This is a genomic window from Novosphingobium malaysiense (assembly GCF_000802225.1).
GTDB classification, from domain to species: Bacteria; Pseudomonadota; Alphaproteobacteria; order Sphingomonadales; family Sphingomonadaceae; genus Novosphingobium; species Novosphingobium malaysiense.
Genome location: NZ_JTDI01000003.1, coordinates 1,269,719 through 1,292,138, shown reverse-complemented (window position 1 = coordinate 1,292,138; position 22,420 = coordinate 1,269,719). Strand labels below are relative to the sequence as shown.

Here is a 22,420-nt window from a genome sequence, read left to right as displayed (position 1 = left end):
AAGAGGCGAGGCGTCAGCAATCGCGCCGTTTACTTTGTTCTCGCTGCCATGTTCCGAAAGGCCCGGCCTCGGGCCTCCCGCAAGCGGACAGGCAGAATGGAGCGTCACGGCTACGCACCTGTCCCGTCTGCGATGGGGAGGCCTTCACCCTCTACGAAATATCGAACCCGAATACGCGCGCCGCATTTTCGCTCAGCGCCTTGCGGGTATCCTCTTCCTTCAACCCGTCGGTCATCTTCAGCGCCACGGTGCGCGAGTTCGGCCAGATCGTTGCCGAGTGTGGATAATCGGACGAGAACATCGTCATGCTCGACATCCACGGCCACAGGCCGGTGCCGATCATCTGGTAGCCGGCATAGTCGTCTACATTGGTAGTGAAGACGTTCCTGCCGATGAACTCGGTCGGGCTGTGCTTGAGCTTTACCGGGAACCACGACTTTTGGATGTCCCAGTGGTGCTCCATGGTCTGCACCCAGAACGGGGCCCAGCCGCAGTCGACTTCGGCGCCGACCATCTTGAGGTTCGGGCATTGGTCGAACACCCCGGCGAAGATCAGGTACGAGAACGGCTTGAGGCACGAGAAATAGCGCGTGACGATGCCGCCGATCGAGACCTTGTCTTCCTGCAGGCGGTCCCAGTCGGTCGAATCCGGCGGACCGCCATGGTTGCGGTGCATGCACAAGGTCAGGCCGAGGTCGTCCGCCGCCTGCCAGATCGGATGATAGTGCGTCGGATGGTTATACGGGATCGTAGGATTGCCCGGTATGTACATGGCCCGGCAACCTTTTTTCGCGACACGCTTCATCTCGGCGACGGCGTGCTCGATACCCAGCTCGCTCGGGCAGATGGCCAGACCGCACAGACGCGACGGATCGGCGGCCTGGAATTCGTCGAGGATCCAGTCGTTGTAGGCGACGAAACCGGCTGCGGCGACTTCCTTGTCCGGGTGCGTGTAGAAGGAGGGCGAGAACCCCGGGTAGGTGACCGAGGCCCAGGTGCCGTCGATGTCCATGTCCTTCAGGTGCTCCTCGCCGATGTAGTTGCCTGGGCGCAACTGGTCGAAGCGCAGGCCGCTCATCCGGTATTCCGACTTGTCGAACCCGGCCATGGCCTCGAGCCCGTATGTGCGCTTGGGCGGGGTGCCGTCGATAGACCAGCCTTCGCCGCCGTCTTTGCCTTCGATTACCCGCGGCGCCTTGTCCTTCAGGTGCTCGGGAAAGCGATCGATGAACAGGTTACGCGGCTCGTTGATGTGATTGTCGGCGCTGATGAGCTTGATGCCCATCTCGTCGAGCCGGTCTCTCGGTGCGTCGATTGCGGCAGTGGCCATGGCGATTCTCCCTTGTTCCGTTGCCGGGATGATAGCTTGCCCGCAGAATGTAGCAAGCGCTTGGTTTTTGAATCGAGGCTGCCGCGAAAGTCTATCCTTCTGGCGCGTCGGGCAGGTTGAAGGCGGCGCTGGTTGTGACATAACGCAGCGAATGAGAGCTAAGCGGGGGGAAACAGGTGTCCATTCTCTACGACGAGGGGCAGCAGGCCATGGCGGAGGAAACCCGCCGTGTTCTGGCGGCGCGCACGGACCGCGCGCGCCAGCTGGAACTGCTCGATCGCTGCGGAGAATGGGACGAGACATTCTGGACCACCGCTGTCGATCAGGGCTGGACGGCGCTTGCCGTGCCGGAAGCGTTCGGCGGTCTCGGACTTGGCCTGATCGAGCTGGGCCTGGTCGCGCAGGAAGCGGGCCGCGTCGTATCCGGTGCGCCTTTCCTGACATATGGCCATGGCGCCGTCTGTGCATTGCTGGCAAGCGAAGACGAAGGCCTGCAGTCCACGTGGTTGCCGCGTTTGGCTAAAGGCGAGGTCAAGGCTGCGGTTGCCTTTGCCGAAGAGTCGAGTCCCATGCAACCGCACCCTTCCGTCGAATTTCGCGGGGGAAAGCTCCAAGGCGCGAAGTCCGGCGTCGCCGGGGGGCTCGCAGCCGACATCGTGGTCGTATCGGCGTCCGCCGCTGAAGGGCCTGTTCTGGTCCTCGTAGAAGCCGGAGATGTCCTCGAACGACGCGCCATCCGCAGCTTTGACAACAGCCGGCTGTTTGCGGACATGATCTTCGACGGCTCCCCGGCACGCGTTTTGGTGTCCGGCGATGCCGCGGACGAGGCCGCGCTCGATATCCAGGCGCAGATGGCGGTCCTTGCCGCACATGAACAGGCTGGAGGCGCCGAGGCGGCGATGCAGGCAGCGCGAGACTATGCGTTGGAACGCAGGGCGTTTGGACAGCCGATTGGCGCCTTCCAGTCGATAAAGCATCGAATTGCCGAACTCTACGGGCTGGTCGAGATCGCGCGAGCAAACTGCATTCATGCCGCCGCGCGTCAAGGCCGCGGGGACTTCCTCGAAGCTGCCGCTTGCGCACGCCTGAGCGCGATAGAAGCCTACGATATGGCGACGCGCGATGCCGTGCAGATTCACGGAGGCTCGGGGGTCACCTGGGACGGCGGCCTTCACCTGCACATGCGCCGCGCGCGCAGCCTGGCCATAGAGTTGGGCAATGCCCTGTTCTGGGAAGATCTTCTGGCCATTGAACTGACGGGAGTGGCGGCATGACCGATCTCGATGTGTGGCAGGAGCGCGCCCGCGCATGGTTGGCCTCGGTCGAGCCCGAATTCGGTCTCCGTGCCCGCGCCGGGCTGACGCAAGACGAGGATCTCGCCCTCGGTCGCCGCTACATGGCGGCCAAGCACGAGGCTGGCTTTTCCGGTATCACGATCCCGATCGAATTCGGCGGGCAGGGCCTCTCACCACTGCACAAGGTTCTGTTCGATACGCTCGAAGCGAAGGCGGCGATGCCGATCGGTTATTTCGGCGTTTCCACTGCGATGCCGCTGCCGATCCTCATTCGCTATTGCGACGACAAGGCCTGGGTCCGCGAGCGCGTGGTGGCAGCCCTTCGCGGAGAGGAAATCTGGTGCCAGCTCTTTTCCGAGCCAGCAGCCGGTTCCGACCTTGCCGGCCTGCGGACCAAGGCCGAAGGGGGTGAGCAGGGCTGGACGATAAATGGCCAGAAGCTCTGGACGACCTTCGCGCAATATTCGGATTACGGCATACTCATCGCCCGCTCCGATCCCACCGTACCGAAGCACAAGGGGCTGACGTTCTTCTGGGTCGACATGAAAGCGCCGGGCGTGACCGTGCGGCCGTTCCGGCTCGCGAACGGCGATATCCAGTGCAACGAGGTGTTTTTCGATGACGTGGCCGTGGCTGACAGTCAGCGGCTGGGCCCGATCGGCGGTGGTTTTTCGGTGGCGATGGCGACGCTGATGATCGAACGTTATGCCGCTTCCGATGCAGACGGTTTCGGGCCTTCGATCGGCGCTTTCGTCGAAATGCTGCGTCCCCTGACCATCAATGGAAAACCGGCGCTGAAGGATGGCCGCGTGCGTTCGGTGATCGCGCGCAATCATGCCCTGCGCCAGGGTCTCGATTCGATCCGCCGCCGCGCCATGCTCGCCATGGAAGCGGGCATGGAGCCCGGGCCGGAAGGCGCGCTGAACAAGCTGTTTTCGGTGCGTAGCCGGCAGAAGCTGTCGGAACTGGCGCTCGATCTGCAGGGCAGTGCAGGGCTTGCCTATACGGAGGGCGCCTATACCAAGGCCGACTGGGCTTCGAGCTGGATCGGTGCGCCGACCATGCGGCAGGCGGGCGGGGCCGACGAGATGCTGCTCAATACCATCGCCGAGAAGATATTGGGTCTGCCGCAGGACCATCGACCGGACAAAGGTGTCCCATTCAACCAGATTCCGGCCTAGGGCCTCACACCAAGCGAATTCAGGGGAGTATACAGGAATGGCATTCAAGACCCGCGTGACCGAGATGCTCGGCATCGAACACCCGATCGTTCAGGGTGGCATGCAGGGCGTGGGCCTTGCGGAACTGGCCAGCGCGGTTTCGAATGCTGGCGGGCTCGGTACGCTGACGGCACTGACTCAGCCCAGCCCGGAAGCGCTGCGCGAAGAGATCGAGCGCTGCCGCTCGATGACCGACAAGCCCTTCGCCGTGAACATCACCGTCCTGCCCACCATCCTGCCGCCCGATTACGCCGGATACGCCAAGGCGGCCATCGATGGCGGGGTGAAGATCATCGAGACCGCGGGCACCCAGCAGGTGCGCGAGATCTGGGAAATGGCCAAGCCGCATGGCATCAAGATCCTGCACAAGTGCACGGCGGTCCGTCACGCGCTGTCGGCCGAGCGCCACGGCTGCGACATCATCTCGATCGACGGTTTCGAATGCGCCGGCCATCCGGGCGAGGACGACATTCCCGGCCTGATCCTGATCCCATCGGCTGCCGACAAGGTGAAGATCCCGATGCTCGCCAGTGGCGGCTTCGGCGATGGTCGCGGTCTCGTGGCGGCGCTGTCGCTCGGCGCGGAAGGCATCAACATGGGCACGCGCTTCTGCGCCACCCGGGAGGCGCCGATCCACGACAACATCAAGCAGCTCTACGTCGACAACGACGAGCGCGGTACCAACCTCATCTTTCGCAAGTTCAAGAACACCGCGCGCGTCGGCAAGAACTCCGTTTCGGACAAGGTGGTGGAGATATCAGCCCGGCCCGACGCGACCTTCGAGGACATCAAGCCCTATGTCGCCGGGGCGGTCGGCCGCGAGATGCTCAAGTCCGGCGATGTCGACCAGGGGATCTTCTGGGCCGGCATGGTTCAGGGTCTGATCCACGACATTCCGAGCTGCAAGGACCTGATCGAAAGGATCATTGGCGACGCCGAGGAAATCGTGAAGGGACGTCTCGGCGCAATGCTGGGCTGAGGGAGACCAGTCTCGCATATCGCGAATGAGGCAGGCATTGGGCCCAGGGACTACTACAGGCTCGGCATGAGCTGAGATGGGACGGTGCAAGCGTGGTTTCATTCGGTCCAATCGGAATGGAGAGAATTGAATGGCTTATGAGCATATCCTCTACAGCGTCGAGGATGGCGTCACACGTATCTCGCTGAACGACCCCAAGACCATGAACGGTGTGACTGAAGCGATGGGCCACGAGATGGTCGATGCCTTCGATCGCGCCGCCAAGGAAGCCCGGGCCGTCCTGGTGACGGGTGAGGGCAAGGGGTTCTGTTCGGGTGCCAATCTCGCTGCGGCAAAAGACATGCTCGAAGACCCGATGCGCGACGTTGGCGGGCAGTTGGACCGTGCATTCAATCCGGTGATCATGGCGATCAAGCGGATGGAGCAGCCGGTGATCACGGCAATCCGTGGCCCGGCAGCAGGCTTCGGCGCCGGTTTGGCGGCGGCAGGCGACATCGTGCTCATGGCCGACGATGCCTTCTTCTTCTGCGCCTTCTGCCACGTCGGCCTCGTGCCAGATGGCGGTGCGACCTATCTATTGGCGCAGGCGGTCGGCCGCGTGCGGGCCATGCGGATGATGCTGCTAGGCGAAAAGATCGACGCGCAGACCGCCTTCGACTGGGGCCTTGCCACCAAGGTTGTGCCCGAAGCCGATCTGGACGCCGAAGCGATGAAGCTGGCCAAGTCGTTTGCATCGGGGCCGCGTTCGTTGGGCATGATCAAGCGGATGGCTTGGGATGCGCTCGATTCCAGTCTCGAGACGGCGCTTCAGGCAGAGCGGCGCGGCCAGCGCGATGCCGGACGGACCGAGGATTTCCTCGAGGGCGTCACGGCTTTCGTCGAGAAGCGCAAACCGGTCTTCAAGGGCCGCTGAATTGGGTTGGCTCTCGGAGTAATTGAAAGAAAAGAACCCGGTTTTCTACAAAAATTCCACGTCTGTGCGGTGACAGCCTTGCGTGTCGCCGCCACCGACTGCACAGTTCCTCGGCTCTCGGTGCAGGCCAGCGGGCCGCACCGCACATTGGACTGTTGCGGACAGGGGATTGCTGCGGATGAACGTAATCGACATGGCGGCTTCCGTCGCAAGCACGGTGCAAGCCGGACCGAGCTTGATCGACCGGATCACCAACATTTCCGACTTCATCTGGGGCGGCACATGGGACGGCGTTGAAATCCTGCCGTTTCCGCCGATGGTGATCATCCTGCTCGGCGTCGGTCTGTACATGATGATCGGCCTGAAATTCTATCCGCTGCGTCATCTCGGCGGGGCCTTCGCTGGGCTGTTCCGCGGCCGAAAAGGCGCCGGTTCGGGCGAAATCAGCCCGTTCGCGGCCCTGTCCACGGCACTTTCCGGGCAAGTCGGCACGGGCAACATGGCCGGGGTCGCCACCGCTCTCGCGCTGGGCGGTCCGGGTGCCATCTTCTGGATGTGGGTGACGGCGCTGATCGGCATGGCGCTGGCCTTTTCCGAAGGCTCGCTCGCCATCCGATTTCGCGAGAAAGGCCCCGAAGGCCACTGGCGCGGTGGCCCGATGACTTACATCGTCAAGGGGCTGGGGCCGAAGTGGACCTGGCTGGCGATCCTCTTCTGCATCGGTACGCTGTGCTCGACGATCATCACCGGCAACGTGATCCAGGCCAACGCGGTCGCCGATTCCATGAACGAACTGTTCGGGATCGAGGAATGGCTGGGCGGCCTGATCGCGGCCGTCGCGGTCTTCGTGGTCATCATCGGGGGTATCAAGTCGATCGGCGCCGTGGCGGAAAAGGTCGTGCCGCTGATGGCTGCGGCCTATATCGCGATGGCCCTGCTGGCGATCCTGCTGGACATTCGCGACATCCCCGAAACCTTCGGCCGCATCTTCTCCGGAGCCTTTTCCGGACAGTCGGCCATGGGCGGATTCGTCGGGGCAGGGATCATGATCGCTTTGCGGGCCGGCGTTGCGCGCGGCCTGTTTTCGAACGAGGCCGGGCAGGGCACAACGCCCATGGCGCATGCCGTGGCCCAGACCGACGATCCGCGGGTGCAGGGCCGCATGGCGATGATGGGTACCTTCATCGACACCATCGTGATCTGCACCATGACGGCGCTCGTCATTCTCACCGTGGAGGGCGATTTCGTCGGCAACGGCCAGGCGGTGAAGCATGCCTGGCAGTCCGACCTTACCGGCTTCGCCATGACGTCCGGCGCGTTTGCCGCTGCGTTTCCTGCGCAGATCGGCGGGGTTGCCATCGGCTCCGTGGTGGCCTCGATCGCGTTGATCCTGTTCGTGTTCTCCACGCTGCTCACCTTCAGCTACTATGGCGAGCGGGCAATCACCTTCCTCTATGATCGCGTCCCCGGCGCCAATGCACGCGGCGAGAAGGTCCTGCACATGGTGTGGCGGGTGATCTGGTGCCTTGGCGTGGTGATCGGGGCAAGTCAGCCGCTGCAGTTGGTGTGGCGCCTCGGTGACATCTCGAACGCCTTCATGGCGCTGCCCAACCTGCTGGCACTGGCGCTGCTTTCAGGTGCAGTCTTCAAGATCGCCAAAGGCGAGAAGCCGGTGAACCTGAGCTAGCGGGATTGCAGACCGCGCCATGGGCCGTCGTGATCCATGGCGCGGTCTGGCTCAGATGATCTTCATCGCCTTCAGTTCGGCGATGCGCTCGGCACTGTAGCCGAGTTCGCCCAGCACTTCGTCATTGTGCTCGCCCAGCATGGGAGGGGCCATCCGGATGCTGGCCGGGCTCCCGGACATCTTGGCCAGCGGGCTTTCGATCAGGTCGACGTAGCCCGCTTCGGCGTAGGCATGCGGCGTGCGCGCCCGCAGCCCCCTGTGCTTGACCTGCTCTTCTTCCCAGACTTCAGGCAGTTCGTTGTACTTCGCGGCGGGAATCCCGGCCTCGTCGAGCATGCCCTGGACCTCGGCGAGAGAGAACTTGCGGCTCCAGCCGTTGATGATCTCCATCAGTTCGGCGCGGCCCGACTTGGCCCGCTTGAAATTGCTGTCGAAGCGGGGATCGGTGAAGAGTTCGGGCTGGCCCATCAGCACGGTCAGGCGGCGATAGTGCTCGTCGGTGCCGGCGGTGAGATAAATGATGCCGTCGGTGCAGTGGATGAGGTCGGCGGGTCCGCCGCCATTCCCGCCATTGCCCAGGCGCTGCGGGGGCACGCCGCTGATCAGGTAGTCCTGCATGATGTGGCTGACCATCGCCACCGACGTGTCGAGCAACGCGATATCGATGTACTGACCTTCGCCGGTCTGGTTGCGGTACATGAGGGCGCCAAGGATCGCCAATGCGGCATTGTGGCCAGTGATGAAGTCGACGAGGCTGGGACCGGCCTTCAGCGGGCCGGCACCGGGCTGGCCTTCGGGAATGCCGGTGACGGCCATCATCCCTCCGGTGGCCTGAAACAGCCCGTCGTAGCCGGGCAGCGCCGCCATCGGCCCGTCCTGGCCGAAGCCGGTAACCGAGCAATAGATGAGCCGCGGGTTGATCGCTTTCAGGCTCTCATAGTCGAGACCGTACTTCGCCAGGTTCCCGACCTTGTAGTTCTCGATCAGCACGTCGGCGCTTTCGACCAGCTTCTTGATCACTTCCTGCCCTTCGGGCTTGGAATGATTGAGCGTGATGGAGCGCTTGTTGCGGTTGGATACGGTGAAGAAGCTGGACTGGCGGGTCTCGATGCCGTCCTTTCCCTGCACCCAGGCGGTACCATACCCGCGTCCGTCGTCGCCGACGCCGGGCCGCTCGATCTTGATCACGTCCGCGCCGAGGTCGCCGAGGATCTGGGCACCGACGGGCGCCGCAAAGACGCGGCTCATGTCGATGACGCGGATGCCCTCGAGGGCGCTCTTGTTTGTGCTCATGCTATCCTCGCCGAAAGATTGTGATCGTCGCTGTGCTCAGAATCGAATTCCCTTGTCCCTAACCGTCGCTTTCGCCGGGGTGAAGAGGGTAGATGTCCAACGGTGTTGTTGATTATATCCCGAAGCGTCGAAATTCGCCCCGGCGGCTCGACCGGTACCGACCGGGAGGCTATCGCGGCGCTGATCCGGTTTATCGAGGCGCAGGGAGCAGTGAGATGAAGGTAGCGATCATAACGGGGGCAGGCAGCGGCATCGGACTTGCCACCGCCAAGATCCTGCATGGCGAGGGATTTGCGATCGTCGGCGTCGGTCGCAGCAAGGAAAAGCTGGCAACCCTGGAGGCCGGGATCGGCAATCCCGATCACGTGCTGGCAATCAGCGCCGATCTTACCGATCCGGCCGCTCCGGGCATGATCGTGGCCCAGACTCTCGAGCGCTTCGGCCGTATCGATGCGCTGGTGAACAACGCCGGTGTCGGCAGTCCCAAGCCGCTCGACGAGACCGACGACCCGACATTGGATTCGTTTCTCGACATCATGCTGGTGGCGCCTTTTCGACTGTGCCGTGACGTGATCCCCCATCTCACCGAGGGGGCGAGCGTGGTCAACGTCACCAGCACCTTCGCGCACATCGGTGGACGGCGCGGCGGCGCCTATTCGGCTGCAAAGGGCGGCCTAAAGTCGCTGACCGAGCACATGGCCTGCGAATACGGCCCGCGCGGCATCCGCTCCAATTGCGTAGCGCCGGGGGTGACCATGACGGACATGGTCGCCCATCGCTTCGATGACGAGGCGTTCAAGCGCAACAATGTCGAGACGACACCCTATCCGCGTCTGGCCCAGCCCGAGGATGTGGCATCGGTCATCGCCTTCCTGTGCCTGCCGGGCAGCGAAATGATCAACGGCCAGTCCATCGTCGTCGATGGCGGCTGGACGGCGACCAAGTATTTGAGCCCGCGCGTGACACGCACCAAGTGGATCGAGCCCGACGAGGCCTGAAGCATTTCGGTATGCGGGACGGGATGTGGGGCGCAAGTCCCGTGTCATCTCCGCTCCGGTCAAGCGAGAGCCGTTGCGCCAGAGCATGCTTCATGAATAGTCTCCGGCAAAACGCGCGGGAGATACGAGCATGATCAGAGGCATCCACCATATCGGCATGAACTGCCGCGATATCGAGCGGATGAAGCGTTTCTATTGCGAAGCGCTGGGGTTCGAGCCGGTGGACGACGAAGGCTTTTCCTGGGCGGATCAGGAAGTGATGGACCACATCGTCGATGTGCCGAAATCGGCCGCGAAGGGCTGCATGTTGCGTGCCGGCACCTGCTATCTCGAGATGTTCGAGTACAGCGCGCCGCAATCCGACCTTGAAAAGCCCCTAAGGCCCTACGACCGCGGCTACACCCATTTTTGCATCGACGTGACCGACATCGAAAAGGACATCGCCCACCTAAAGGCCTGCGGCATGACCTTCAACGACCGCGATTTCGTCGACGTAGGGCACGTCAAGACACTCTACGGGTACGATCCGGAAGGTAACGTGATCGAGGTGCAGCAGTGCGCCCCGGCCAATGGATTTACCCTTGAGGAGCTGCGCGAAAACGCCCCCGCCGAATGATCCGGCCACTGCTGATTGACGATTGGGGGACGGCTTGCCGGGCCCCTGTTCCCGTGCGGGGAATTGGCTTGGTACCAGTATGGCGCTAGGCAGGACGTCCGACCCGCCCGCATAGGTGTGCGGGCGGCAGGGAGATACACCGCTTGTCGCAAGCAAAGTTGACCGCGGCGCAGGAGTTCCGCCGCCACTGGCCGATGGTCGTCGCAGCTGCGATCGGCTTTTCGTTCACATCGGTCATCACGGCCGGTACCGGGCTGTTCATCGCGCCGATCAGTGAGGAATTCGGGTGGAGCCGCGCGCTCACTTCCTCCGGCGTTTCGATCACCTCGATACTCGTGTTCGTCTTCTCGCCCCTGTTCGGCCTGTTTATCGACAAGTGGGGCGTGCGCCGGATGGCGATACCGGGCCTGATACTTATGGCGCTGGTCATCGCTTCGCTCAGCCTGCTCGACGGTTCGCGGTGGCAGTGGTTCGCGATCTGGACCTTCTATGCCGTTGCCGCGCTGATGACCAAGTCCACCGTCTGGACGGCCTCGGCGAACAGCACCTTCGATGCCGGTCGCGGCCTGGCGCTCGGGCTGGTGCTGTCCGGAAGCGCGCTGGCCCAGGCCTTCACGCCGATTATCGCTGAATATCTCATCCGCATGCACGGGTGGCGCGAGGCGTTCGTCTGGCTGGCAGCAGGGTGGGGTTCCGTTGCCGTGCTGCTGTGTCTGTTCTGGCTGCGCGACGGCTACGAGATCAGCCGCAAGGCGCAAAAGACAGACGGGGCTCGATCGCAGGGAGACACCTTGCTCGATGTGCCCGGCCTGTCGGTCGCCGAGGCCCTGCGCGATCCGGCGCTATGGCGTATCGCGATATCCACGTTCGTGATCATGACCGTGACCATCGGTCTCGTCGTGCATCAGATTCCGATCCTGACCGAAGCCGGTTTCAGCAGGGAGACTGCGGCCCTTTATGCCTTGCCGGCAGGGCTGTCGGGGATTGGCGGGAAATTGATCACCGGGTGGCTGCTGGACCGCTTTCCAGCCCGTTGGGTCGGAGGGCTGACCATCGGTGCGACGTCCATCACTTTCCTGCTCCTGGTCCTGCCGGGCGCGCCGGGCTGGGCCATGGTCACCGCGCTCATGATCAACGGCTATGCCGGCGGCACCAAGCTGCAGCTGGTCGGCTATCTCACGGCGGCCTACTCCGGCATGCGCAAGTTCGGGACCATCTTTGGTCTCATGGCCAGCCTTATCGCGGCCGGTTCGGGCCTAGGACCGGTGCTCGGCGGCCTCATCTACGACATCTGGGACAGCTATGCGCCGGGTCTTTGGGGTGGGTTCGCCCTAACTCTGGTCAGCGCGATGCTGCTGCTGGGCCTCGGTCCTTATCCTGACTGGGGCCGAAAGGGTGAAGCGCGGTCGAGCTAGCCTTTTCCGGGCTCCACCGAATCGCGGATGACAAGCTCGGCTTCGAAAGTTGCCGGATCATCTTCCGCCTGCTTTCCCGCCATGATTCTGATGACTGCCTCGCGCGCCATGGCGCTCCAGGGGACGGCCATCGATGTCAACGCCGGCACAGTCCTTGCTGCCAGCGGTGCGTCGTTGAAGCCGATCACCGACAGCGCGGATGGTACGGATGCACCTGCCTGTGCCGCGGCCTGGAGCACGCCAGCTGCCATCTCGTCATTACAGGCAATGACTGCGCTGGGCCGCGGGCTCACTTCGAGCAAAAGCCGACCCGCGGATATGCCGGATTCGAAGGTGTTGTCGCCCGACACGATCAGCGAGGGGCCACGGTCGAGTTCGTGATCGGCCATGGCGTCGAGATAACCGAGTTCGCGCTGCTGGGCGTTGAGCGAGGATTCCGGACCGCCCACGAAGCCGATACGACGATGGCCCAGCCGAACCAGCCAGTTCACCAGCGTCGCCATGGCCGCGCGGTCGTTGCAGGCAAGCCCATGCTCGCCCCGGACGCGTCCCAGCCGCACGCAGCGGACCTGCGCATTCGCGCATGCTTGGGCAAGGTCCTCGCGTTCGGAGAGCGGGGGCAGGAGGACCACGCCGCTCGGACGATGCCGGTCGAGAAAGGTGCGTAGGCGCGACGCAGGGGCTTGCGAAGCCATCGGCTGAAGCACCAGGGCCAGTTCGCTGTCCTCCAGCGCCTCGGCCATGCCGGTTTCGACCAGTTCGAGCACGCCGCGGTCCGAATTGTCGTGGATCAGGGCGATGAGAAAGTTGCGCTGCAGCGCCAGTGCGCGGGCCTGGGCATTCGGAACGAATCCGGTTTCGGCAATCACCGCCTCGATCTTGGCGCGTGTGTTTGCACTCAGCAGTTCTGCGTGATTGAAGTAGCGGCTGACGGTTTTCTTGGAGACACCGGCAAGTTCGGCGATCTCGGTAATGGTCATGCGCGCGGAGGGGACCTTCATCGGCAATCCTTTACCGGTCCTCGATGGCGGACCGCCTGGGTTGGTTCGCAACGCCCCGAGCGAGACGGGGGGAGGCATTCATTCAGTAATTCAAACCCCTGATGGCGCAATCGACGGGTCATGCCAATGACCGTTAGGCGGCCTTGCACAGGGTGAAGAGGGCAAGCAGGCGGGGCCTTGCGGAAACAGGCAGCCGTCACCATGCCGCCGTGGCGCATGCAACGGTGCAATTGCAGAGCGGGCATAACCCGCCTAAGGGACCATGATTCAAGCCGAGGGTCCTTGGCCAACGAACCTGGAAACTGATGAAGCCTGCTCCGTCGCAACGCCACTATGGAATGGACTGGCTGCGCATTGGCGCTTTCGTCCTGCTCATTTTCTACCATGTCGGCTTTAACTTCACCCCCTGGGGCTACCAGACGCCGACGCGCGGCGCGGTCAGCTGGGCCGAAATTCCGCTGCTGGGCCTGAGCCCTTGGCGCCTTTCGCTGCTCTTCGCGATCTCCGGTTATGCCAGCGCAGCACTGCTCGCAAAGGATGGGGGCAGCACCAGCGCCTTCTTTCGCAGTCGGTTGGCGCGTCTCGGCATTCCGCTGATTTTCGGCCTGCTCGTCGTGGTGCCGCCGCAGCCCTACATGGGGCTGGTCAATTCCGGCTATCAGCACGACTACATCTATTACCTGCTGCACGATGCCTTCAGCTTTCAGAAGGTGCGGTATGAATATGTGCCGCGAACCATGCACTTGTGGTTCGTGGTCTATCTGTTGGCCTACACGGCAATTCTCTGCGGTGTGCGGGCCGCGCTACCGCAGTCCTGGCGCGACGCTATCCGGACCGGCACCGAAAAAGTCCTCGCGAGCTGGGCGCTGCTGCCACTGGGCATACTCTTCGTCTTCGCGGTCCGCGAATACCTGCCGCATGGCTGGACGGACATGCACAGTTTCCTGAACGACCGGGCGGCGCACCTCCACTATGGTGCGGTGTTCCTGTTCGGCTTCCTGCTGCGTCAGTCAGAGCCGTTAAGGCTGGCAATTGCGCGGCAGTGGAAGGTTGCTGCGATTCTCGCGGTTCTCGGCTTCGCCTGGACTGCCAGCGATGCCTATTTCTACCCCGGCAACATTCGCACCCCGCCGGAGTGGCGCCTGGCCCTGTGCTTCTCGAAGTCCGTCCAGAGCTGGAGTACGGTGATCGCACTGTTCGGCATTGCCGACCGCTTCTGGAACTACGATTCCAAGTGGCGTCCGACGCTCGCGGAGGCGGTCTTCCCGGTCTACATCGCGCACCAGACCATCATGGTCTTCGTAAGCTACTGGATCCGAGACAAGGGCCTGACGGCGCTACCCGAATTCCTGATCCTGTGCGCGTCGGTGGCGGGCGGTTCCTGGCTGTTCTATCTCGTCGGGCGCGAGATCGGTCCGCTGCGGCCGCTGATCGGGTTGAAGCGGCAGCGTCCGGCAAAACGCGGCACGCCTCGGGGGCCGACGCTGGCGTCCTCAGCGACCTGAAAAGGAAACGGGCTCGAGAAAGGGGACCGGTCCCGTGGGAGGAGAGCCCACGGGACCGGAACTCGTGCAAGCTCAGTCCTTGGCCAGCAGCAGTGCTGCCGCAAGGGGGCCGCCACCCGAGGTGGCGACGGCAACCTTCGGGTCGCCCGGGATCTGGCGTTCGCCGCCGAGCCCGCGAAGCTGGGTGACGGCTTCATGGGCGAAGCCAAAACCGTGAAGGCGTCCGGCACCGAGCTGGCCGCCATTGGTGTTGAGCGGCAGTTCGCCATCCAGCGCGATGCGCGTGCCGCCTTCTATGAACTTGCCGCCTTCGCCCTTTTCGCAGAAGCCGAGCCCTTCTAGCCAAGTTAGCGGCAGGAAGGCGAAGCCGTCGTAGAACTGGCCGGTGTCGACGTCGTCCTTGGTGTAGTCGGTGTGCTTCCACAGGTCCTCGCCGGTCTCGTAGGCGGCGAACCAGTCGACCTGATCCCACGAGAAGCGGTCGACCGAACCCGACATCGAGGCGATACGTACCGGCTCACACTTCACTTCGTCCAGGGCGTCGCCTGCCGAGACGATGATGACGGTCGATGCGTCGGAAAAGCGATCACAGTCGTAGAGGCACAGCGGCGTCGAGATCAGGCGCGCCGACATGTACTTCTCAAGCGTCAGCTCTTCCTTGGTGATCGCGCGCGCGCGCGGGTTCTTCATCGCATTGCGCGAACCGTTGAGCGCGATCTGCGCAAGTTGCTCGCGGGTCAGGCCATAGTCGCGCATGTGGCGCGAGGCATATTGCGCCACCCAGCAGGCGGCGGAGGTCGCCCAGAACGGGCTGGTCCACTGCGAAGCGCCGGAAACCGTGTCCTGCTTCATTCCCGACATGTAGACTTCTGGATTGGCCATGCCGCCAGCCTCGTAGACCGTGCGGAAACAGATCACGTGGCGGCACAGCCCCTGCTTCACGGCCATGGCGGCCATGCCAATGGCGGAAAGCTGCGCGGGCTGTTCCATGGCGCCCATGTGCCATTTGGCATCGATGCCGAGGGCATCGATCAGGTCGTCAGCACCGATCGGGGAGAACGCCAGGTAGCCCGCAGCCTTGCCGGGGAAAGTGAAGACGCCGTCGATCTGGTCCAGCGTCAGGCCTGCGTCGTCGAGAGCCTCGCGCACGGCGTCCAGTGTCAGCAGCAACGGGTGGCGCGGCAGGCGCACGCCAACTTCGGACTGGCCGATGCCGGTGATGTAGGCTTCCTTGCTCGCCATCTCAGTTCGCTCCCTCGGCCTGGTTCTGTTTCTGCTTTTCGAAGAGGGGGTAGAAGATGCCGTCCTGTTCCTCGAAGGTGACGCAAACGCGATCACCGAAATCCACCGCATCTACCGGACAGTTGACGATATTGGTGGTCAGGTAGACGCCCGGTACGCCATCGAGCGCCACCCGGGCGATCACGTAGGGGACTTCGAGACCCTTGGCCCAGGGCTGGTAATTGATGGTGAAGGTATCGACCACGCCCGTCCCGGCCACTGCTTCGGGAGCGATGTTTTCCGACTGGCAATGGCGGCACAGCACCTTTGGCGGGTGCGTGTACTGGCCGCAATCGCCGCACTTGATGATGTTGAGCTTGCCTTCCGCGCCGCCGGTCCAGAAAGGCGTGTTTTCCTGGTCCAGTCTGGGCTTGGGGCGTGGGGGATTCGACATCGCATGCTCCGGGTCAATTCTTGCGCCGCGGGCGGTAGAGGATGCCCGGTAAGCCTTGGACTTATCTGTCCTTCAAGCCTGCCGATCCTGCCCTCCCGTTGGCGGCGACAGTCCGGCCAGCGATAGAAAAGGTCAAGTGGGATCCGATGATTGATCGTGCCTGCGGTCCGGGCAATGCGGGGGCGCTATCCAGGGCCTGACCCTAGTTCGGCTGACTGCGGCCTACGACATCGATCAGCATTTCGGCAACGCGCTGCGGTTCGGTCAGCATGAGGTCATGGCCGGTGTCGACTTCGAATACGAAGTCGGCCTCGAAGCAGCGATGCTGCAGGCCGTCGGGCCGCACGGAAAGGGTCGGGGTGCAGTTGATGCTCGTGCGGGGAATGCGGCGCATTTCGGCCTCGCGTTCGAGCCGCAGTTTTTGCGTGAAGCACTTCCACGGCTGCGGGGCGAGGCGCGGTTTCGCCCAGGCGTAGTCTGCGGGATCAGGCAGGCCGAATGCTTCGATGGCGACCGGGTCGGGCAGTTCCACGACCTCGACGCCGTTCTCGGTCCGCATGAACCCCGCGGCCATCTCCATCATGCCGGGCGCGACATCGACGAGGGACTCTCCGTCCTTGGGGTGTGAGGCGTCGAGGAAGACGAGGTGTCCCACGCGGTCTAGCGCCTTGTCCGCCACACCCGTGATCACCATCCCGCCATAGGAATGCCCGGCCAGATAGACGTCGTGCAGGTCCTCGTGAAACAGGTAGCTGGCGATGTCCTCGATATGCGTGTCGAGATCGATGCCTTCGTGCAGCAGGTGGCGCCGTTCGCCCAGGCCGCTGAGGGTGGGGCAGTGCACTTCGTGCCCGGCCTTGCGCAGGACGGCCGCGAGCCGCGTGTAGCACCATCCGCCATGCATTCCGCCGTGGACCAGAACGAAAGTCGCCATGTCTCTCTCCCGATGTCTTGCTGTGCCGGTCTATCGTATTGCCGGCATGATCTCTTCGGCCACCCACTGGGTATAGTCGTAGTATCCCTGGATCGAGTCGACAGCGGGGATCGGTACGGAACTCCACGTGACGCCGAGATCCTTGATCTCGCCCAGCCGGTCGAGGATCTGCTGCTTGGACTGACCGGCGCGGGCGTTGGGATCGTCGACCACCTTGTGGCCCTTGCCCACGCGGCTGGTGGACATGCCGTAATACACATCGGCAAGCTGGCCGTTGTAGTCGGGCTGTGATTTGATGAAGTCGATCTTGGCCGGAATGTCTTCCGGCTTGGTCAGAAACGGCCACCAGCCCTGCGCGTAGCGGGCGATGCGCTTGAGCACGGGCGCGGCGTCGCCGCCGAACCACACCGGCAGGTGCGGTTTCTGCACCGGCTTGGGTTCGAAGGCGACATCCTTGAACGAGACGTATTTGCCCTCGAACTCGGGCTCGTCCTCGGTCCACAGTTCGATGATGGCCTGGATGTATTCCTCGGCCATGGCGCCGCGTTCCTTGAACGGCACGCCGAGTAGCGCGAACTCCTCCTCAAGCCAGCCGACGGCAAAGGTGATCGTCACGCGACCGGACGAGAGCCAGTCCATGGTCGAGAGCGCCTTGGCAGTGACGATCGGGTTCTGCGCCGGCAGGATCGCGATGCACGAATTGACGCGGATGTTCTCGGTCGCACCGGCCATATAGGCCATGGCGGTGTAAGCGTTGAAGTAGAACGCGCCCGACAGTTCCACGTGCTTGCGCGGAATGATGTGATGCTCGGGAATGGCGATCATCTCGTAGCCGAGCTTTTCCGCCCACTTGGCCAGCTTCGTCTGGTCGGCACCGGTAACCTGTGCTTCCCAGGGCTGCATCATGGCCTTGAGCCGCAGCATGTGCGGCATCGCGAAACCGAGCTTCATCAATCTCTCCCCTCGTCGTGATCGAGCGGAGCGTTCTTCCTCAGTCGATCACCTTGCGTGCAATCAGATCGTCCATTTCATCTTCCTGCAAGCCCAGAAGCTCGCGGTAGACGTAGGCGTTGTGCTCGCCGAGGAGCGGGGCGCCGCGTTCGACGACCGGCGGATCGGGTTCCATGCGCCACGAGGGGCCGATGATCGGACGGGTGCCAGCCTTGTTGTCCGTGACCATGCGATAGGCCTCGCGGGCCCACAGGAAGCCATCGGTGCACAGGTCGATCGAGCTCATCGACTTGAAGGCGGGAACCCCCGCATTCCTGAGCTTTTCGGCGAGATATCCGGCATCATGGGAGCGGGTCAGTGCGCCGATCTCCGCGTCGAGCGCATGGCGGTTCGCCAGCCGGTCCGAAAGCGAGACGAAGCGCGGATCGGTGGCGAGGGCAGGGGCCTCCAGCACTTTGCACAGCGCCTGCCATTCCTCCTCGTTCGCTACCGCGATACTTGCCCAGTCGGTGCCCTGGCAGGGGTAGGCACCATGCGGACACATCTCCGGATGGAAGTTGCCGTCCGACTCGGGGACGTCGCCCGTGACCGACCAGGCGAACAGGCTGTCGCCCACGAGGCTGGTCATGGTCTCGACCGCGGAGAGGTCGATGAACTGGCCTTCGCCGGTGCTTTCGCGGTGATGCAGAGCGGCAATGCAGGCCAGTGCAGCGCAGGCACCGGCAGTCGAATCGCCGTAGCGGATGTTCATGCCCTTGGGCGTCTCGCCCTCATGGCCGACGAGCGCGGTCAGGCCCGAAAGCGCGGCGAAGCAGGGGGCATAGCCGGTCTGATAGCCGAGTGGTCCGTCGGTGCCCCACATCTTGATCGAACACTGGATCAGGTCCGGCTTGATCTTTTTGAGGTTCTCGTAGTCGAGGCCCGAGCGTTCCATCGCGCCGGGGCGGATGTTGTCGATCAGAATGTCGGCCTCACCGATCATCCGCTTGACCAGATCCAGCCCCTCGTCGGTCTTCATGTTGACCTGAACCGAGAGGATCTCCTGATTGATCGACAGGAAATAGGGTGCGGAGTTGATGTCCACCCCGCCATAGGCACGCATTTCGTCGAGGTTGCTCATCGACTCGATCTTGATGACCTCGGCGCCGAGATGGGCGAGCATCTTGCCCGCATAAGGCCCCGCCCAGACCTTGGTCAGCTCGACGACGCGGATGCCCTTGAGCGGGCCGCCGCGATCACGGTTCCAGTGCTCAGGAAGCTGCATTGACGGTCTCCTCCTGATCCGCGCCCAGCGTCGGTGCGGGGGTGCGCACCTGAACGGGCGTGGCGCTCATGCGATAGCAGGCGCCGGGATAGGCGACTTCGCCGAAGGCAGGGTGTTCGGCCTTCTGGAAGAATTCTCGGTGGATGAACTGTTCGTGCTTGGGCAGGTCGGCAGCGGTGTTGACCGGGACCATGGCGACGCCTGCCTTCTGCGCGGCCTCGGTGATCGGCAGCTTCTGCTGCAGGGCAATCCAGCCCTCGAAGTTCTCGCGGAATTTCGCGACGTTGGGAGCGGTGCAGTCGAACTCCAGCCAGTCCTCGCGAAACTCTTGGGTCCATACCGGATTGTCCATAAGTTCGCACAGCGCCTTCCAATGCTGGCGGGTGGTCATGAACAGAAAAACATGGCCATCTGCGCAGGCGAAGGAAGTGCCCGGGCCGCCCATGTCGTAGGCCGTGCGCTCGGCGCTCGGGTCGACATCGCCGGCCAGCATGCGGTCGAGTACGCAGTCGATGCGGTTGATCTGGACCTCTACCTCGGAAATGTCGACGAACTGTCCTTCTCCGGTGCGGCGCAGGCGCAGCAGCGAGGCCATCGTGCACATCGCCGCATCGATGCCGGCTTCGTAGTCCGACAGGAAACGGCCGGCGCCTTTCAGCGGTGGCTTGTCCGGCGGGGTTTCGCTGGGGCTGTGGTATGCCCAGCCGCCGGCGTTGATGACGTTGATCGGGCGACTCTTCTGCCACTCCGCCGGCGCGCCCTGACCGAAAGGGGTAACAACGGTGTGAACGAGAGCAGGGTGAGCCTCTGCCACGGCAGCTTGCGAGAGGCCGTGGTTTTCGCACCATGCCTCATCATGGTCGTCGATCAGGGCATGGGCCCGCGAAAGCAGCCGGTCGAGCGTGGCGCGGTCTTCGGGCTGGTCGAGATCGAGCACGACCGACTTCTTGTTGGTGTTGAGATAGGCGAACAACGCGCTCTCGCCGCCCTTGAACGGTCCCATGGCGCGCGTGGGCGCACCGCCGGGCCGTTCGACCTTGATGACTTCGGCGCCAAGGTCGGCCAGCAGCTTCGCGGTATATTCGCCGCTCACCCGCTCTGCGATTTCGATGATGGTCAGGCCTGCAAGGGCGCCCGGTGTCTGCGTCACAGCGATTGTCCGTCGTCGATGGTAAAGGTCGAGCCCGTCACTTGTTTCGAGGCATCGGAAAGCAGGTAGAGCAGCATGGCGTCCAGCGAATCCGAGTCAAGCAGGCGGCGACGGTGCAGGCGCTGGATATCCTGCTGGCCGCGCTCGCTGGCGAACCAATCCGCGTTGATCTCGGTGGGAATCCAGCCCGGCTGCAACGTATTGACGTTGATGCCCTGGCGTATCCACTCGCGTGCAAGCTGGCGGCCGAGATGGGCAAGGCCAGCCTTGGTTGCCGCGTACATGGCATCACCGGTGCCGTTCTGCTGTGCGGTAATCGAGCCGATCAGCACGACGCGCCCGTCGCCGCGCTCGCGACTGCCGGAGGCGATCAGGCGTTTGGCGCATTCGCGCGAGACCAGATAGCTGCCGAGCAGGTTGGTGTCGAGCACGCCCGACACGCCCTCGGCGGCGACGTCGGTCGCGTGGCCGCCCGTGCCGATACCGGCATTGGCAACGACGCCGTGCACCGGTCCGAAGCGCGCCTCTGCCGCATCGAATGCCGCGATCACCGAAGCCTCGTCGGTCACGTCGAGCGACACGCCGAGAGCTTCGCCGCCTTCACTTTCGATTTCGGAGGCAAGCGCCTGCGTGCGTTCAAGCCTCCGCGCCCCGAGGACGACGCGCCCTCCGGCTTTTGCGATGGCCCGAGAAAAGCCGGCGCCGATGCCCGAAGAGGCACCGGCGACCAGTACTGTTCTACCCTTTAGCGAAAACGTCACGTGCGCTGCAGAGCTTTCATGTTCGGCCGCTTGGGTTCCATCGCCATGTATTTGTCGATGGTGTTCTCGAAGTGACGGATGCGGATTTCCTGATAGTCGGCCAGGGTCAAGCCTTCCTTGGCACTGGCTTCCAAGCCTTCCTGCTGCGCGTAGAGGTTGTCCGTATCCTGATCGAGAATCTTGCCGAAGCCGGGATCCATGCCCTCGGCTTCCGCGAAAGACTGGTGGTCTTCCAGGATCTGCACCTCGGCCGTCTCCACGTAGCTGCCGTCCTTCGGCTTGGGCCGCATGAACATCACTTCGTAGACCGTGCGGCGGTGATCCTTGGGGTCCGGGCGGAAGCGGTAGATCATCGGCAGCGAAATGCCCGGGAACAGGAACAGGTTCGGGAAGAACGTGTAGCTGTAGGTGTCGAGCAGTTCGGTGTCGGACACGTGGCTGAGATCGGTGTTGGTCGCCGTCTCGAACATCTGGCGGAACATGTCGGCCATGATCTGCCGCGCGCGGTCGCCTTCCTTGAACTCCGGCTTGGTGCCGCCCAGCGAGGAGCTGTCGCCCAGCGTGAAGTTCTCGATGATGTCGGCCTCGGAGTATTTGTCGCGCAGCTTGGGGCTGACGACGCCGAGCGTCGAGATGAACCGGTTCACGTGATCGCCGTAGACGTCGTACTGCGAATTGACGTCGCCGTTGGCGGGCTGGACCTGCGGGTGGGTGTCGCCAACGTGATAGGCCTCCATGAAGGCTTCCATCGTCAACTTCCAGTTGGCCGGATAGCTCTTCTGGACATGCAGGTAGATGTAGCGGTTTTCCAGCTTCCAGGCGTTGAAGTGCGCCATGGCTTCGGGGCCGAAATAGTCTTCCAGGCTCGGCGCGTCGGGGTCCATGTTGACCCACACGAAGCCGCCCAGACGTTCCACGCGCGCTTCGGGCAGGCACATGTTGCGCTTTTCCGTGTGCGCGAAGTCCCACTTTTCGGGCAGTTCCTTCATCGACCCGTCGAGGTTCCAGGTCCAGCCGTGGAACGGACACTTCAGGTCGTTGGCGAAGCCCGCCGTGCCCGAGGGCTTGAGCTTGGTCCCGCGGTGCAGACACGCATTGAAGTGCGCGCGAATCTCGCCGTCCTCGCAGCGCGTGACGATGAACGAATACTGCCCGATGTCGTAGACGTAGTAGTCGCCGGTCTCGGGAATGTGGTCCTCGCGGCAGGCCATCTGCCAGGTGCGCGTCCACATCTTCTCGAACTCGCCCTTGGCGAATTCGGGATCGATGTAGCGATCCTTGGAGATGTCCTCGCTACCGAGGTATTCGTAGTGCTCGCTGGCGGCCCACTCAGGGGCCTTCACGTTGTCCTGCGCAATGATTTCCTGCGTGGACTCGGCCGGATGCCGCGCTTCGCCGGGCTTCAACATGCCGGTTTCGACATTCATCTTCTG

Annotated in this window: 20 protein-coding genes; 9 read left to right on the top strand and 11 right to left on the bottom strand. The window is 63.3% G+C overall.

The window, feature by feature from the left end:
• Positions 1-151 precede the first annotated feature (151 nt).
• Entirely contained in the window at positions 152-1,330 is a 1,179-nt protein-coding gene (locus tag LK12_RS14035) for an amidohydrolase family protein (protein WP_052223395.1), read from the bottom strand.
• Between the two features lie 176 nt (positions 1,331-1,506).
• Between LK12_RS14035 and LK12_RS14030 the strand changes: the two genes are divergently transcribed.
• The 5 genes from LK12_RS14030 (at position 1,507) to LK12_RS14010 (ending at position 7,424) form a co-directional block, all read left to right on the top strand.
• Positions 1,507-2,604 (top strand): acyl-CoA dehydrogenase family protein, encoded by a 1,098-nt coding sequence (locus LK12_RS14030; RefSeq protein ID WP_039284840.1) that lies wholly within the window; start codon positions 1,507-1,509, stop codon positions 2,602-2,604.
• Positions 2,601-3,806: an acyl-CoA dehydrogenase family protein gene (locus LK12_RS14025; RefSeq protein WP_039284836.1), complete on the top strand. Its 1,206-nt coding sequence runs from the start codon at positions 2,601-2,603 to the stop codon at positions 3,804-3,806. Before LK12_RS14030 ends, LK12_RS14025 begins: the two co-directional genes overlap by 4 nt.
• 37 nt (positions 3,807-3,843) lie before the next feature.
• Positions 3,844-4,824, top strand: a complete 981-nt coding sequence (locus LK12_RS14020; RefSeq protein WP_039284833.1) for an NAD(P)H-dependent flavin oxidoreductase — start codon at positions 3,844-3,846, stop codon at positions 4,822-4,824.
• A gap of 130 nt (positions 4,825-4,954) precedes the next feature.
• Positions 4,955-5,737: an enoyl-CoA hydratase-related protein gene (locus LK12_RS14015; protein WP_039284830.1), complete on the top strand. Its 783-nt coding sequence runs from the start codon at positions 4,955-4,957 to the stop codon at positions 5,735-5,737.
• Between the two features lie 178 nt (positions 5,738-5,915).
• Positions 5,916-7,424, top strand: coding sequence for an alanine/glycine:cation symporter family protein (locus LK12_RS14010; RefSeq protein ID WP_231568346.1), 1,509 nt, complete (start codon positions 5,916-5,918; stop codon positions 7,422-7,424).
• A gap of 51 nt (positions 7,425-7,475) precedes the next feature.
• Here LK12_RS14010 and LK12_RS14005 read toward each other — a convergent pair whose 3' ends face one another.
• On the bottom strand, positions 7,476-8,717 hold the full coding sequence (locus LK12_RS14005; RefSeq protein WP_039284825.1) for a CaiB/BaiF CoA transferase family protein: 1,242 nt from the start codon (positions 8,715-8,717) through the stop codon (positions 7,476-7,478).
• Between the two features lie 215 nt (positions 8,718-8,932).
• Between LK12_RS14005 and LK12_RS14000 the strand changes: the two genes are divergently transcribed.
• The 3 genes from LK12_RS14000 to LK12_RS13990 all read left to right on the top strand — a co-directional run bounded on the left by LK12_RS14000 (position 8,933) and on the right by LK12_RS13990 (position 11,746).
• Positions 8,933-9,715, top strand: coding sequence for an SDR family NAD(P)-dependent oxidoreductase (locus tag LK12_RS14000; protein ID WP_039284822.1), 783 nt, complete (start codon positions 8,933-8,935; stop codon positions 9,713-9,715).
• Positions 9,716-9,845: 130 nt separating this feature from the next.
• Positions 9,846-10,331, top strand: a complete 486-nt coding sequence (locus LK12_RS13995; RefSeq protein ID WP_039284819.1) for a VOC family protein — start codon at positions 9,846-9,848, stop codon at positions 10,329-10,331.
• Between the two features lie 143 nt (positions 10,332-10,474).
• Positions 10,475-11,746, top strand: a complete 1,272-nt coding sequence (locus LK12_RS13990) for an MFS transporter (RefSeq protein ID WP_039284816.1) — start codon at positions 10,475-10,477, stop codon at positions 11,744-11,746.
• On the opposite strand, the gene LK12_RS13985 is transcribed toward LK12_RS13990, so the two are convergent.
• A complete protein-coding gene (locus LK12_RS13985) occupies positions 11,743-12,747 on the bottom strand; it encodes a LacI family DNA-binding transcriptional regulator (protein WP_039284813.1) in 1,005 nt (334 codons plus the stop codon). The genes LK12_RS13990 and LK12_RS13985 overlap by 4 nt on opposite strands.
• A gap of 305 nt (positions 12,748-13,052) precedes the next feature.
• Here LK12_RS13985 and LK12_RS13980 point away from each other — a divergent pair, with 305 nt between their 5' ends.
• Entirely contained in the window at positions 13,053-14,252 is a 1,200-nt protein-coding gene (locus LK12_RS13980) for an acyltransferase family protein (protein ID WP_039284809.1), read from the top strand.
• A 72-nt stretch (positions 14,253-14,324) separates the two neighbouring features.
• On the opposite strand, the gene LK12_RS13975 is transcribed toward LK12_RS13980, so the two are convergent.
• The 8 genes from LK12_RS13975 to LK12_RS13940 all read right to left on the bottom strand — a co-directional run bounded on the left by LK12_RS13975 (position 14,325) and on the right by LK12_RS13940 (position 22,414).
• Positions 14,325-15,494: a thiolase family protein gene (locus tag LK12_RS13975; protein WP_039284806.1), complete on the bottom strand. Its 1,170-nt coding sequence runs from the start codon at positions 15,492-15,494 to the stop codon at positions 14,325-14,327.
• A 1-nt stretch (position 15,495) separates the two neighbouring features.
• The gene (locus tag LK12_RS13970; protein WP_039284803.1) at positions 15,496-15,927 is read right to left on the bottom strand and encodes a Zn-ribbon domain-containing OB-fold protein; all 432 of its coding nucleotides are present in this window, start codon (positions 15,925-15,927) and stop codon (positions 15,496-15,498) included.
• 202 nt (positions 15,928-16,129) lie between these two features.
• Positions 16,130-16,861, bottom strand: coding sequence for an alpha/beta hydrolase (locus tag LK12_RS13965; RefSeq protein WP_039284798.1), 732 nt, complete (start codon positions 16,859-16,861; stop codon positions 16,130-16,132).
• A 30-nt stretch (positions 16,862-16,891) separates the two neighbouring features.
• Positions 16,892-17,812, bottom strand: a complete 921-nt coding sequence (locus tag LK12_RS13960; RefSeq protein WP_039284794.1) for a TIGR03619 family F420-dependent LLM class oxidoreductase — start codon at positions 17,810-17,812, stop codon at positions 16,892-16,894.
• Between the two features lie 40 nt (positions 17,813-17,852).
• Positions 17,853-19,076 carry a CaiB/BaiF CoA transferase family protein gene (locus LK12_RS13955; protein WP_039284791.1) on the bottom strand — a complete coding sequence of 408 codons (1,224 nt, stop codon included), beginning with the start codon at positions 19,074-19,076 and terminating at the stop codon, positions 17,853-17,855.
• Positions 19,063-20,226, bottom strand: coding sequence for a CaiB/BaiF CoA transferase family protein (locus LK12_RS13950; protein WP_039284788.1), 1,164 nt, complete (start codon positions 20,224-20,226; stop codon positions 19,063-19,065). The genes LK12_RS13955 and LK12_RS13950 overlap by 14 nt, the downstream gene beginning before the upstream one ends.
• Positions 20,223-20,987, bottom strand: coding sequence for an SDR family NAD(P)-dependent oxidoreductase (locus LK12_RS13945; RefSeq protein ID WP_039284784.1), 765 nt, complete (start codon positions 20,985-20,987; stop codon positions 20,223-20,225). The genes LK12_RS13950 and LK12_RS13945 overlap by 4 nt, the downstream gene beginning before the upstream one ends.
• Positions 20,984-22,414: an aromatic ring-hydroxylating oxygenase subunit alpha gene (locus LK12_RS13940; RefSeq protein ID WP_039284780.1), complete on the bottom strand. Its 1,431-nt coding sequence runs from the start codon at positions 22,412-22,414 to the stop codon at positions 20,984-20,986. The genes LK12_RS13945 and LK12_RS13940 overlap by 4 nt, the downstream gene beginning before the upstream one ends.
• Between the last annotated feature and the right edge of the window lie 6 nt (positions 22,415-22,420).